A 13,375-nucleotide genomic window follows, 5' to 3' on the forward strand; every position below is an offset into this window, starting at 1 on the left:
ACCTATTAATGGTTCCATGGACGACATCTTCAAGGCACTGGGCGACGCGAGCCGCCGGGCCCTGCTGGATGCCCTCAAGGAGGAGGACGGGCAAACGCTCGGACACCTCGCGGAACGGTTGCCGCAGATGACCCGGTTCGGTGTGAGTTCACACCTGGGCATCCTCGAGGCGGCCGGACTCCTCACCACGGTGAAGTCCGGCCGCCGCAAACTGCACTACCTCAATGCCGTCCCGCTTCTCGAGCTCCAGCAACGCTGGCTCTCGAACTACACCCGCGATGCGGCCGCCGGCCTCCTCGCTTTCGGACGCCATCTGGAGGATGCCCCCATGACCGCCATTCACGACAACCGCCCCACCACCGTCTATGCGATCCATATCCGCGCCGCCGCCGAGCGGGTCTTCGAAGCCCTGACGGCCTCCGGTGAACCCCGTCCCTGGCTCTATGGCAGCACCACCGAATCCAGCTGGCTCCCCGGAACCCCCTACACCCAGGCCGCCGACGGCTACACCCTGATCGGCGGCGAGATCCTGGAGATCGATCCACCCGGGCACCTGCGGATGACGTTCGACGCGCGATGGGACGAAGCCACGACCGTCGAACCCGCCGGCATCATCGACTATCTCCTCGAACCAGTGGACGACGCCGGAGCCGTCACCCTGCTCACAGTGACCCTGTTCGATCTGGTGGGAAGCAGTGCCGCCGCAGCGCAACGCGATACGCCCGAGATCTACAGTTCACTGAAATCCTGGCTGGAAACCGGGCAGGCACTTTAGGGGCAGCACCCCAAGAGACCGGGATGATCGACTATTCGTCGGAGGCGTGGGGAGCGCGGGAATTGACGGTCCACCACTCGGTGGGTTCGGAAATGGTGAACCTGCGCCCCGTGGTCGAGGCGGGGGTAATGCGAACGAAGGCGTCCTTATGGCCCGATTCCCACGGGAAGAGCATCAGCGAGAAACTCTCCACGAGCTCCTCCGTGGAGGTCAGGAGTTCGGCCGCACCCTTGAGGTTGACACTCCAGGCGACACCCGTGGACTGGTCGACGCCGTCCACCTCGAAAGCCACCGGATGATCCGCCAGCGCCGCGGAAAGCTTCGTCCCCGCACCAGTGCGAAAGACGACGGTTCCGTGGTCGACGGCGTAGTTGACCGGGAAGATGTCCGGGTGGTCTTCGACCCAGACAGCCAAACGTCCCACCGAGACACTCCGAAGCAACGTCCAGCACTCGTTGACCTCCAGACGTTGTGTGGAGGAACCCTGATCCTTCGTCATGTTCCCGAGCATAGGCTCGGTAGCTCGTTATTGGTAGGTCGGGAGATGACGCAGGAATCAGCGTTCGCGGACCGCCCTGCGCAGTGCCCTCCAAGCCCCCGTGGACCACAGGGCCCAGAGCATCAGGACGGGCTGGAAGAACAGACGGACCAGCCGTGAGCCATCACTATCGAGCCCGAACGCAGACGTACCAGTGACGTACTGCGAGATGTTGCCGGGGAACACAGCCAGGAAGAAGGCCGCGACGGCCCAACCCACGAGAACGCGGCGTCGACGCCACAGCACCAAGGCCGCACCCAGGCCGATCTCCACGACTCCGGAGACCAGGACCACGACATCGGCGTCAAGGGGGACCCACTGCGGCACCTGCGCCGTGAATTCCGTGCGGGCAAAGCTCAGATGACTCGTTCCGGCGAATACCAGGAACGCGCCGAGGAGGACAGCGCCGACGAACCGGCCCCGGGAGACCTTTTCCGTGGCGGGGGCCAGCATGCTCTGGGCCGTTTGGACGAACGGGCGCTTCATGACGAAAGGCTAGCAGGGCAGATGCCCGTAGCGGCGCCTGTCATGGATACGATCAACGGATGAACGACGTGATGAAGCTGCGTTTCCTGGCGGCCCCCACCGATGTGTCCGAGGACGGGGTGACGGTCCAGGCCGGAAGGATCCTGGAATGGATCGACCAGGCAGCCTACGCCTGCGCGGTCGGATACGCCGGTGGCTACTGCGTCACCGCCTATGTCGGGAACGTGCACTTCACCCGACCCATCCGCAATGGCGATCTGATCGAGGTCACCGCCCGCATCGTGCACACCGGGCGCACCAGCATGCAGGTGGTCGTCACCGTCGATGCAGCGGACGTGAGCAAGAGGGAATTCAGGCCCGCGATGGACTGCATTCTGGCCTTCGTCGCCATGGATGAAGAGAAACGGCCGAAACCGGTGAAACCGTGGGAGGCCTCCGACGCAGAGACGGCGCAGCTGGCCCGCTGGGTCGAGGACCGGGTCGAGGCCCGCGCGGCGATCCGCGACCTCATGCGCGCCCAGAAGTACACCGACGCCGGAACTGCCCCGCAGGAAATGTTCAGGTTCCTCGCCTCACCCACCGACGTGAACTGGGGTGGCAACGCCCACGGCGGGATCGTGATGCGGTGGATCGACGAGGTAGCCCGGGCTTGTGCCACGCGCTGGAGCGGAAGGGATTCGGTGGCCGTCTACTCGGGCGGCATCCATTTCCTGAACCCCATCCACATCGGCGACGTCGTCGAACTCGAGGCCCGGCTGATCCATACGGGTCCGCACAGCATGCACATCGCCGTCCACGTCAGGGCCCGGGACCCGCGCTCTGATTCCTGGCGGGAAACCACCCGCTGCATGAGCATCTTCGTCACACGCGACGAGGACGGCCATGCCTCACCGGTCCCGCAGTGGGTTCCGGTCAACGACGAGGACCGGCGGTTGGACGACCATGCCCTGGAACTGATCCTCCGGCGTGCCGAGGTTCCACCGCTACAGTTCGCCACCGAAAGAAAATACTAGGCTTCACCGGAGAACTAGGCTGCAGGTGTCGGGCCATGCCACCGACACCGGTCTATCGTCTGCGGCGTCCCGGGCGGCCTGGCCGCCGGCGAAATACCGGCCAGCCACATCGCCGAGACATGCTCCGGGAAGGACTGGCTCCACTCGGATCAGGAGCCGGTGCCGGCCGCCGGCCAGTAGTAGCTGTCGGGAAGCAGACGCGGCCCGAAGATCGCCTGACCCACCCGGACGACGGTCGCTCCTTCGTCGATGGCCCATTCGAAGTCACCCGACATCCCCATGGATAGTTCCTCCAGGACCGCGGGGTCGGGGGCGTCCTGGCGGATCTGGTCGCGCAGGGTACGTAAGGTGGAGAAACAACGTCGGACTCTGGCCTCGTCGGTGCTGAAGGCCGCGAGCGTCATCAGCCCGCGAACCCGCAAACTGCTGAACGTCGGCAGTTCGGCGATGAAGTCCCCGGCCTCGTGGGGCTCGACACCGTATTTGCTGGCTTCACCGGAGGTGTTCACCTGCACGAAGACGTCCAGGCTACGCCCCTCAACCTGAAGCCGGCGATCTAATGCCTCGGCCAGACGCAAGCTATCCAAGGCCTGGAACTCGCTGGCGAACCGGGCGACAAACTTGGCCTTATTGGTTTGCAGATGTCCGATCACTGACCACTTGACCTCGTCAAGGTCGGACATTGCTTCCCATTTGTGGTGGGCCTCCTGCACCTTATTTTCGCCCAACCAACAGCAGCCGGCATCAACAGCCAGCCGGATGTGGGCTTCGTCGATGGTCTTGCTGACCGGCAGGAGACGGACCTCATCAGTTGCGCGACCGGCCCGTTGCGCAGCGGAGGAAATCCGATCCTGAACGGCCTGCAGATTCTTGGCAAGGTCCTCCCGCGTTTCGGCGGGCGGGTAGTTCGGGGTGCTCATGGTTGAACCATACGCGTTGCACATCTGGTCCACTTGGGAATGTTCGTCGTAGAGGAGGACCCCGCCGACGGCTAGAGACTCGCGGTCAACGCACGCCGAAAATACCGGTTGGCGTCCCGGACGACCCCAGGAGCCACGCCCGTCACGTGCCGGGGACGACAATGGGCCGCGGACACCTCATGTGTCCACGGCCCGACGTCGTACTTCGGAGGACCGGCGAAACCGGCACCGATGCTACTTCTTCGTGGAGCCCTTGACCTTGGCGGCTGCGCCCTTCTCGGTGCGGGCGCCGGCGTCGTCCAACGTCCCCTGGCTATCCTCCAGATGGGAGCGCATGAACCACTGGAAGAGTTCCAGCTCGGCGATCTGGCTGATCAGCATGTCCTCAGTGATGGGGTCAAGGTCCTGCACCGCCGCACGGGCGTCGCGGTGGCTTCCGATGACGCCGTTGTAGACCTGATCCAAAGCGGCGAGATGCTCGGCGGTTCCGGCACGCTGGATGTCGTAGTCATCCCAGTCGCGGGCCTTGGACAGGGCGCCAGCCAGCCCGTTGGGGGAAACACCCAAGGTTGCCATGCGCTCGGCAATGGCGTCGATCATGGCCCTGACCTGATCGATCTGCGGATCGAGCATCTCGTGGACTCCGATGAAGTCACGACCGACGACGTTCCAGTGGGCATGCTTGAGGGTGAGCTGAAGATCGTTCAAAGCATGGAGGCGCATCTGCAGCTTATCGCCGACCTGATGGCCGTCCTTGAGGGTCAGACCCGGGACGGTGTAGCTGGCATGGGTGGTGTTTTTGGAGGCCACGGTATTGCTCCTTCTGTTGAGGATCGGTGGGGTGTTAGGTGCGGGCCTACGCGGAGAGCTCCGCGTCGATGGCGCCCACGAACGCGTCCAGATCGCCCGGGTTTCGAGAGGTGATCAGGGTCCACCCGTCGGCGGGGCAACGGAAGACCTCCTGGTCCTTCCAGGTGCCACCGGAGTTCTGGACATCCGTCTTGATGGAGAGGTATGAGGTGAGCGTCTTGCCACGGGTCAAGCCGGTCTCCACCAGCAGCCACGGGCCGTGGCAGATCGAGGCGACCGGGCGGGACGAGGCGGCGAAGGCCTTCGCGATGCGTTGGGCATCTGCATCCAGTCGGAGCGCATCGGCATTGAGCGTGCCACCGGGCAACAGCAGCAGGTCGTAACCTGCGTCGTCGACATCGGTGAGGGTGGCATCCACCGGAACCCGGTCGCCGGTTTCCCAATCACCGACGAGGGTTTCGACTTCGCCGGGTTTCGGGGCCGCGACGGTGACCTCGGCTCCCGCGGCGCGCAGCCGCTGCAGCGGGACCGTGAGCTCGTCCTGTTCAACGCCGCGGTTCGATACCGCAATGAGGATCGTCTTGCCGTTTAGATCGTTCATGATTGATGCTCCTTTCGAGGGGGAGTCAATAATTCCAAGCCTTTCACTGCGACGCAGTGCTGGCAAGCGGCTGTCCCGGTTTTCGCTGGCTGCGTAGTCGGCAGGAGGGTCGTCCTGGTGTGGTGCCGGGACGCACCGGAAGCCGAGCCGACAGCAGTCCGTCGACCCGGCTTCCGCGGCTATCCGGCTAGTTCTTCAGGTAGCCGTTGGGGTTCAGCACATACTTCGTCGCCGCCCCGGCATCGAACTCCGCGTAGCCACGCGGTGCATCCTCGAGTCCGATGGCCTGTGCGTTCACGGCGTCGGCGATATGGATACGGTCGTGAAGGATCGCCATCATCAGCCCGTGGTTGTATTTCATGACGGGGCACTGCCCGGTGGTGAAGGACAGCGACTTGGCCCAGCCCGTGCCCAGGGACAGGGACAGCGAACCTTTCTGCGACGCCTCGTCGGCGGCGCCCGGATCGCCGGTGACATACAGCCCGGGTATGCCAAGCGATCCGCCGGCCGCTGTGACGTCCATCAGCGAGTTCAGCACGGTGGCGGGAGCCTCTGCTGCTTCCTTGCCGCCGCCGTGCCCGCGTGCCTCAAAACCGACGGCGTCGATGGCACAGTCGACTTCAGGGACGCCCAGCAGCTGCTCGATTTGATCGCCCGGATCGCCATCCCCGACGTTGATGGTTTCGCAGCCGAAGGAACGCGCCTGAGCCAGCCGCTCGTCGTTCATATCCGCGACGATGACCACGGCGGCGCCGAGCAAACGCGCACTGGCGGCAGCTGCCAGACCCACAGGACCCGCCCCGGCGACGTAGACACTGGAGCCGACGCCGACCCCCGCGGTGACAGCGCCGTGGTAGCCGGTGGGCAGGATGTCGGAGAGCATGGTCAGGTCCATCATCTTCTCCAGCGCCTGATCCCGATCCGGGAATTTCAGCAGATTCCAATCGGCGTAGGGGACCAGAACGAACTCGGCCTGACCGCCGACCCAGCCACCCATGTCCACGTAGCCGTAGGCGCTGCCAGGGCGATCGGGGTTCACGTTCAGGCAGATCCCGGTCTTGCGTTCCTTGCAGTTGCGGCAGCGGCCGCAGGAGATGTTGAACGGGACCGAGCAGATGTCCCCGACTTTGATGAACTCCACATCAGGGCCGACCTCGACGACCTCCCCGGTGATTTCGTGACCGAGGACCAAATTGATCGGTGCTGTCGTCCGCCCGCGGACCATGTGCTGGTCCGAGCCGCAGATGTTGGTGGCGACGGTGCGAAGGATGACTCCGTGCGGGACCTTCCGCCCGACGTTGTCCGGGTGGACCCCCGGACCGTCCTGGAGTTCGAAGGTGGGGTAGGCGGTATCGATGACCTCGACCTTGCCGGTTCCCTTATAGGCAACGGCTCTATTTTCAGACATGTGCTTTCGATCCTTTCGGAAGAGCTTTCAAGTGGTTCCCAGCGTGGTTTGGCCCGTGCAAGCGAACGATCACTTCCTTCCGGTGGGGTTGGTTTTTGGAGCTCTGGCCGACAGTGCTTTAGACGACGTCGTCATCGACCCAGTCCAGCGTCTTGGTCACGGCCTTCTTCCAGAGCCGGTACTGCCGATCTCGTTCCGTGGAGCCCAGGGCGGGGCTCCAGCGTTTGCCTTCGCGCCAATTCGCGGTCACGTCCTCCTCGCCGTTCCAGAAGCCGACGGCGATCCCCGCCGCGTAGGCAGCGCCCAGTGCCGTGGTTTCGGCGACTTCGGGACGCACGACGTCGACGTTCAGGATGTCGGCTTGGAACTGCATGAGCAGCTCGTTGGCGACCATGCCACCGTCGACGCGCAGTTCGGTCAGGTCGACACCGGAATCGGCGTTCATCGCATCAAGCACCTCGAGGGTCTGGAACGCCGTCGCCTCCAGGGCGGCGCGCGCGATGTGATTCTTATTCACGAATCGGGTCAGGCCCACCAGCGCGCCACGGGCGTCAGCGCGCCAGTACGGGGCGAAAAGACCAGAGAATGCCGGGACGAAGTAGGCACCTCCGTTGTTGTCGACCTTATTGGCGTAGTACTCGATGTCCTCGGCGTCCTCGAAGAGGCCCAGATTGTCGCGCAGCCACTGCACCAGGGAGCCCGTGACGGCGATCGACCCTTCGAGGGCGTAGACCTGCGGGGCGTCGCCGATCTTGTAGCAGACGGTGGTCAGCAGTCCGTTCTTGCTGGCCACCGGTTCGGTGCCGGTGTTCAGCAGCATGAAGTTGCCGGTGCCGTAGGTGTTCTTCGCCGAGCCCTTTTGGAAGCAGGCCTGGCCGAAGGTGGCCGCCTGCTGGTCGCCGAGGATTCCGGCGATCGGCACGCCGGGGACCATCCCGCGTTTGCGGCCGTGCCCGTAGACCTCGGAGGAGGACCGGATGTCGGGCAACATGGAGAGCGGGACGCCCATGTCGGCGGCGATGTCCTCGTTCCACGTCAGTGAATCGATGTTCATGAGCATGGTGCGTGAGGCGTTGGTGACGTCGGTGACGTGGACGCCGCCATCGGTTCCGCCGGTCATGTTCCACAGCACCCAGGTGTCGGTGTTGCCGAACAGCAGGTCCCCGCGGTCGGCAGCCTCCCGGGCGCCGTCGACGTTGTCGAGGATCCATTTGATCTTCGGGCCGGAGAAGTAGGTGGCCAGCGGCAGCCCCACGCGTGACTTGTACTTCTCAGCGCCTTCGCTGCCGCCGAGCTCCTCGGCGATCTTCTGGGTGCGGGTGTCCTGCCAGACGATCGCGTTGTAGACGGGCTTTCCGGTGTTCTTGTCCCAGACCACCGTGGTTTCGCGCTGGTTGGTGATGCCGACGGCGGCGAGGTCCTGGTGGGAGATGTTGCCGCGGGTCAGGGCCTGGCCGACTGCTTCGCGGACGTTGTCCCAAATTTGTTCCGGGTTGTGTTCAACCCAGCCGGCCCGCGGGAAGATCTGGTCGTGCTCAAGCTGGCCGACGGAATGGATGGTCCCCTCATGCGTGAAGACGATGGCCCGCGAGCTGGTGGTGCCTTGATCGATCGCGAGAACGTATTGGGTGCTCATAGCTGTTCCTTGTCTGGGTGGAAGTGGAAGTTGTGGGCTGGATCAGGATCGCCGTGCCAAGAACCTCCGAAGGGAAAGCCCACCCGGGGGTGTCGTCCATGATTTCCTTTCAGTGCCGGATCCGTTGGTCCGTTTTGTCCGGTGGCCAAGACCCCGGCGTTTCGTTGGTTTCGTTTCCTGCATCCCTGACGGAATGGGCCGCCGTTCAATGACTAGGTGCCGGCGGGGCCCGCGCTGCCTGCCGAATCCTCCGGGGACCCCGGTTTGAGTCCGGCGTCGGGTCGCTGCCCCAGCTTGGCCAGGGGGGCGAGGTCGTCGGCGCCCAACCGCGTCGTTTCGGCGCCCTCGTCGTCCGGCTCCTTCTCGGCTGCTTCCTCTGCCCGGGCACGGGACCTGTACGAGTCCATCTCCCGCTCGCGAGTGTCCTCGTCCCAGCCCAGCACGCCGGCCATCAACGTCGAGATCTCGTCCAAGGCCGCCAGACCTCGGTCGGCGATCTCATAGTTCAGCCGGGTGCGATGGAGCAGGACATCCTCCAGATGCAGCGCGCCCTCATGGCTGGCGGCATAGACGATTTCGGCTCGCAGATAAGCGGGGGCGTCTTCCAGCGGTTGCGCCAGGGTCCCGTCTTCCGAGCAGAGCTCGACGATATCGGAAATGAGCGAACCATACCGGTGCAGCAGGTGGTCAACGATGGACTCGGACCAGCTGAAGGTCTTGGCGTAGCTTCGACTCCAGTTTCTCTGGACGTCAAGGTTGACCGCACCAAGCAAGGGGACGTTGCTGGTGACCGAGGGGTTGCTCTCTGCCTGGGAACCGAGCGCGAAGTCCACGGCATCCTCGGCCATGATGCGGTAGGTCGTCAGCTTTCCCCCGGCGATGACGGTCAGGCCGGGAACCGGGGAGGCGGTGGTGTGTTCACGCGAGACCTTGGCCGAACCGGTTCCTTCCTTGGTGCCCGGTTGCAGCAGGGGACGCAGGCCAGCCCAGGTTCCAATGATGTCCTCGCGGGTGAGGGGCCGGGCAAGTACCACGTTGGCGTGTTCCAGGATGTAGTCGATATCGGCAGAGGTGGCGACCGGGTGCTGGAGTTCCTGATGCCAGGGGGTGTCCGTGGTACCGATGACCCAGTAGCGGGACCAGGGGATAACAAACAGCACGCTCGTTTCGGTCTGCAGGATCAGCCCGACGTCACCCTTGATGCGTTCGCGGGGCACGACGATATGCACGCCTTTGGATGCCAGGACCTTCAGGCCTCCGGTTCCGCCCGCCAGCGCCTCGGTCTCCTCTGTCCATACGCCGGTGGCGTTGATGACGTTGCGGGCGTGTACGCGCAGCTCCTCACCGGTTTCCAGATCGCGCAGCAACGCGCCGTCGACGCGCCCGGTCCCGTCACGCGTGAGGCCGATGACCTGTGTCCGACTGGCGGCATGGGCGCCGTGCGAAGCGGCGGTCCGGATGAGGGTGGAGACCAGCCTGGCGTCGTCCACTGAGGCATCCCAGTAGCGCAGGGCGCCCACGGCGGCATCGTGGCGCAGATCGGGAAAGAGTTTGTTCATGCCTCGTCGGCTGAGGTGCTGGTGGAGTGGCAGCGGGCGCTTTCCGGGAGTGATACTGGCCAGGGTGTCGTACAGGGCGATGCCTGCTCCGACGAAGACGCGTTCCCAAATCCGGTGTTCCAGCGGGTAGAGGAAGGAAACTGGACGCACCAAGTGGGGCGCGAGCTTGGAGATCAGCTGGTCACGTTCGGTGAGCGCCTCATGGACCAGGTGGAAGTCGAGCATCTGCAGGTAGCGCAAGCCGCCGTGAACCAGTTTGCTAGAACGACTTGAAGTCCCCGACGCCCAATCTTGGGCCTCGACGACAGCCGTCGTCAGGCCTCGCGTCACGGCATCAAGAGCTGTCCCGGCCCCCGTCACACCGCCGCCGATCACCAGGATATCCAGGGGTGTGCTTGCCGTTGAGGCACGCATGGCCTCCAAGGCGTTGGTCCGCGACTGTGGGGTCAGCCGGGAGACGGGAGAGATCATTGCTGCCTTTCCTTCAAAGCTTATGTGTGAAGCGTCACACCAATAGCGGATTGGCACAAGAGGGGATTTGATTTAACCGACTCTGACAAGAGGTTTCATGGATGCCCGGGCGCGTCGGACAGGAATGGCGTGCGGGATGGGAGGGCCTGGAGATTTCATGACGATCGCGATCCATCGCTCGGCACGTGACTGCGGACAGGGGAGCAAAACACGATTTTTCCGACCCACGAATTTTCAGTTTAGGGCCCCCGCGCCAACCGGGTAAGCGACGGTGAATCCTAGTCACGAGTCGATAACGGGAAGCTGTTATTCGGAAGGAAAGTCCCCCCGCTCGAAAATACGCGGCTACGGTGGGGCAGGACGAGGCAGCTTCCGGGCCGCGTCGGAAGTCATTCGCAACCATGGTGAAGAGGGTCAGAACGTGTGGGAATTCATTGGCGATAGATACCGCCAAATACTCTATGACTCGTGGCAGCACTTCAGCCTGGTGGTCCAGTGCCTGATTCTGGCGAGCATCATCGCCGTCGTCCTGGCTGCCTTGGTCTACCGCAGCAAGGCAGCCAGCGGTGTCGCCAACAGCGTTTCCGCCATCGGCCTGACCATTCCGTCGTTTGCCATGATCGGCCTGCTCATCGCCCCCATGGGATTCGGCGTCCCGCCCGCGGTCGTGGTCGTGACCTTCTTCGCTGCCCTACCGATCCTGCGCAACTCGGTGGTCGGCCTGGCCGGCATCCCGCCGTCCGTCGTTGAATCAGCGCGGGGGATCGGCATGAGCCGTTTCCGCACCCTGGCCACCGTGGAGATCCCGATGGCCTGGCCCGTCATCCTGGCCGGCGTGCGCGTCTCGGCACAGATGGTCATGGGCATCGCGGCCATCGCCGCCTACTCCCTGGGCCCGGGCCTGGGCGGTTTCATCTTTTCCGGTCTGTCCCGACTCGGGGGCGCCAACGCGCTCGAATCGGTCGTCGTCGGCGTCGTCGGCGTCATCCTGTTGGCCCTCATCCTCGACCTATTGCTTGTTGGCATTGGTCGGCTCACCACACCGCGAGGTATCCGTGTCTGATTTGAAACCCACCACCGAGGGCCCCGGCGACGGGGTCACCGGCGCAGCCATCCTGCTCAAGGAAGTCACCAAACGCTTTCCCGGCCAAGCCACACCGGCCGTGGGCGGCCTGACCCTGGAGATTCCTGCCGGATCGATCGTCATGTTCGTCGGTCCCTCGGGTTGCGGCAAGACCACGACCCTGAAGATGATCAACCGGCTCATCGAACCCAGCGGCGGCGGCATCGTCATCAACGACGAGGACGTCACGGCGATGAACGGGGACAAGCTGCGTCGACAGATTGGCTATGTCATCCAGGCTGGCGGCCTCTTCCCGCATATGACGGTGGCCACCAATATCGGCTTGGTGCCCAAGATGCTGGGCTGGAATAAACAGCGCATCGCCGACCGGGTGGACGAACTGCTGGAACTGGTCTCCCTGGATCCGGAGATCTACCGTGACCGCTACCCCAAGGAGCTTTCCGGTGGGCAGCAGCAGCGGATCGGCGTGGCCCGGGCCTTGGCCGCGGACCCTCCCATCCTCTTGATGGACGAGCCCTTCGGCGCCGTGGACCCGATCACCCGGCAGCGACTGCAGGACGAACTGATCAACATCCAGTCCGAACTGCAGAAGACCATTGTTTGCGTCACCCATGACTTCGACGAGGCGGTGAAACTCGGGGACTGGATCGCCGTGTTCAACGAGGGCGCACAACTCGTCCAATATGACTCCCCGGAGCGTATTCTGGCCAACCCGGCCAACGAATTCGTGGAGAACTTCATCGGCAGCGGCGCCGGACTCAAGCAGCTGACGCTCAACCGCGTCCGTGACGTCACGCTGAAGGAGGCCATCACCGCCTCTCCCGGCGATGCCACCACGGACGTCCTCTCGCGGCTGCAGGGCGCAGGCCTGGACAACGCCGTCGTCGTCGATCGGCGCAACCGGCCCATCCAATGGCTTTCGCGCCGCCAACTCTCCCGGATGGACGTGGTCTCCGATGCCGTCGATACGGATCTGGCGCTGGTCAGCGACCTGTCCACGCTCAACGACGCCCTGGACGCGATGCTGGTAGCCAGTACCAGCGCGGCCTTGGTCACCGGTCGGCGCGACGTCTTCAAGGGGATGGTCACCGTCGACACGGTGATGGATTCCATCCATGCGGCGCAGCAATCGGCCCGGAATGACGCCGATTCGCCGGTGGGGCTGAACAGCGGCGCCATCCCGACCACATCGGTGGACGCAGCGGTTGCTGCGTCCGGACGGGGCAACGGGTCGCGGATGGACGACGAGGCGCCCGGTGAGCCTCAGGATGGTGACCGGCCATGAGTTCCATCGAGACCACCACGGGCGCGGGCGTCGGCGCCGTCGGCGAGGCGTCCCGGGCGGTGGACGGAGGCTCGGCCAAGGCGCTTTGGTGGCAGCTGGGCGGCATCGCCATCGCCTTCTTGCTGCTCATCGGATGGCTGGGACTGAGCGATTTGAGCTCGACGCAAAAGGCGACCCTCGATCCAGGCGAGCTGTGGGGGTACACCCTCGAGCACCTCAAACTCACCGTCGTGGCGGCCGTCATCGTGCTGGTCATCGCCCTCCCGCTGGGTGTGCTGCTCACCCGGGGGCCGTTGCGCAAATTCAGCGGACCGGTGATGGCGGTGGCCAACATCGGTCAGGCGGCACCGGCCATCGGTCTCGTCGTGCTGCTGGCCTTCTGGCTGGGATTCGGCTTCAACGCTGCCGTGGTCTCATTGGTCGCCTACGCGATCCTTCCGGTGCTGCGCAACACGATGGTCGGACTCAGTCAGGTCGACGAGCGACTCATCGAGGCAGGACGCGGCATGGGCATGAGCTCCAGTGCCGTGCTGTTCAAGGTGGAACTGCCGTTGGCCGTGCCGGTGATGCTCGCCGGCATTCGCACCGCACTGGTCCTCCTGGTCGGGACCGCGACGCTGGCCGCCTTCATCAACGGTGGCGGACTGGGGATCCTGATCGTCACCGGTGTCAACCTCAACCTCAGCACCGTGCTGGTGGCCGGCTCGCTGCTGGTGGCACTGCTGGCGCTGGTCATTGACTGGCTGGGACGGCTCGTCGAGCATGTTGCCCGCCCGAAGGGACTCTAGA

Annotated in this window: 13 protein-coding genes; 5 read left to right on the plus strand and 8 right to left on the minus strand. The window is 64.4% G+C overall.

The features are described from left to right. Nucleotides 1-16 precede the first annotated feature (16 nt). Nucleotides 17-775, plus strand: coding sequence for a helix-turn-helix domain-containing protein (locus CIK75_RS09770; RefSeq protein ID WP_086996021.1), 759 nt, complete (start codon nt 17-19; stop codon nt 773-775). 31 nt (nt 776-806) lie between these two features. Here the strand turns inward: CIK75_RS09770 and CIK75_RS09775 are convergent, their stop codons facing one another. Both CIK75_RS09775 and CIK75_RS09780 read right to left on the minus strand, forming a co-directional pair. Then, the gene (locus tag CIK75_RS09775) at nt 807-1,274 is read right to left on the minus strand and encodes a pyridoxamine 5'-phosphate oxidase family protein (protein ID WP_179204228.1); all 468 of its coding nucleotides are present in this window, start codon (nt 1,272-1,274) and stop codon (nt 807-809) included. A 57-nt stretch (nt 1,275-1,331) separates the two neighbouring features. Next, nucleotides 1,332-1,766: a hypothetical protein gene (locus tag CIK75_RS09780; RefSeq protein ID WP_086996266.1), complete on the minus strand. Its 435-nt coding sequence runs from the start codon at nt 1,764-1,766 to the stop codon at nt 1,332-1,334. A gap of 92 nt (nt 1,767-1,858) precedes the next feature. Between CIK75_RS09780 and CIK75_RS09785 the strand changes: the two genes are divergently transcribed. Then, nucleotides 1,859-2,812, plus strand: a complete 954-nt coding sequence (locus CIK75_RS09785) for an acyl-CoA thioesterase (RefSeq protein WP_086996025.1) — start codon at nt 1,859-1,861, stop codon at nt 2,810-2,812. A gap of 149 nt (nt 2,813-2,961) precedes the next feature. Here the strand turns inward: CIK75_RS09785 and CIK75_RS09790 are convergent, their stop codons facing one another. The 6 genes from CIK75_RS09790 to CIK75_RS09815 form a co-directional block, all read right to left on the minus strand. Next, nucleotides 2,962-3,732 (minus strand): YggS family pyridoxal phosphate-dependent enzyme, encoded by a 771-nt coding sequence (locus CIK75_RS09790; protein WP_198962423.1) that lies wholly within the window; start codon nt 3,730-3,732, stop codon nt 2,962-2,964. Between the two features lie 234 nt (nt 3,733-3,966). Then, nucleotides 3,967-4,542 carry a DNA starvation/stationary phase protection protein gene (locus CIK75_RS09795; protein WP_096223979.1) on the minus strand — a complete coding sequence of 192 codons (576 nt, stop codon included), beginning with the start codon at nt 4,540-4,542 and terminating at the stop codon, nt 3,967-3,969. A 46-nt stretch (nt 4,543-4,588) separates the two neighbouring features. Next, nucleotides 4,589-5,143 (minus strand): type 1 glutamine amidotransferase domain-containing protein, encoded by a 555-nt coding sequence (locus tag CIK75_RS09800; protein WP_096223981.1) that lies wholly within the window; start codon nt 5,141-5,143, stop codon nt 4,589-4,591. A gap of 187 nt (nt 5,144-5,330) precedes the next feature. Then, nucleotides 5,331-6,551, minus strand: a complete 1,221-nt coding sequence (gene fdhA, locus CIK75_RS09805) for a formaldehyde dehydrogenase, glutathione-independent (protein ID WP_096223983.1) — start codon at nt 6,549-6,551, stop codon at nt 5,331-5,333. 118 nt (nt 6,552-6,669) lie between these two features. Beyond that, nucleotides 6,670-8,187 carry a glycerol kinase GlpK gene (glpK, locus tag CIK75_RS09810; RefSeq protein ID WP_096223985.1) on the minus strand — a complete coding sequence of 506 codons (1,518 nt, stop codon included), beginning with the start codon at nt 8,185-8,187 and terminating at the stop codon, nt 6,670-6,672. 212 nt (nt 8,188-8,399) lie between these two features. Beyond that, entirely contained in the window at nt 8,400-10,217 is a 1,818-nt protein-coding gene (locus CIK75_RS09815) for a glycerol-3-phosphate dehydrogenase/oxidase (protein ID WP_096223987.1), read from the minus strand. Nucleotides 10,218-10,638: 421 nt separating this feature from the next. On the opposite strand from CIK75_RS09815, the gene CIK75_RS09820 reads away from it, so the two are divergent. The 3 genes from CIK75_RS09820 to CIK75_RS09830 are packed head-to-tail and all read left to right on the plus strand — an operon-like array spanning nt 10,639 to nt 13,374. Further along, nucleotides 10,639-11,280 carry an ABC transporter permease gene (locus CIK75_RS09820; RefSeq protein ID WP_086996053.1) on the plus strand — a complete coding sequence of 214 codons (642 nt, stop codon included), beginning with the start codon at nt 10,639-10,641 and terminating at the stop codon, nt 11,278-11,280. Then, a complete protein-coding gene (locus CIK75_RS09825; protein WP_086996056.1) occupies nt 11,273-12,586 on the plus strand; it encodes an ABC transporter ATP-binding protein in 1,314 nt (437 codons plus the stop codon). Before CIK75_RS09820 ends, CIK75_RS09825 begins: the two co-directional genes overlap by 8 nt. Next, nucleotides 12,583-13,374, plus strand: a complete 792-nt coding sequence (locus CIK75_RS09830) for an ABC transporter permease (RefSeq protein WP_096223989.1) — start codon at nt 12,583-12,585, stop codon at nt 13,372-13,374. Before CIK75_RS09825 ends, CIK75_RS09830 begins: the two co-directional genes overlap by 4 nt. The last annotated feature ends 1 nt before the right edge of the window (nt 13,375 follow it).

This window comes from Glutamicibacter sp. BW78 (assembly GCF_002332245.1).
Taxonomy (GTDB): Bacteria; Actinomycetota; Actinomycetes; order Actinomycetales; family Micrococcaceae; genus Arthrobacter_H; species Arthrobacter_H rhombi_A.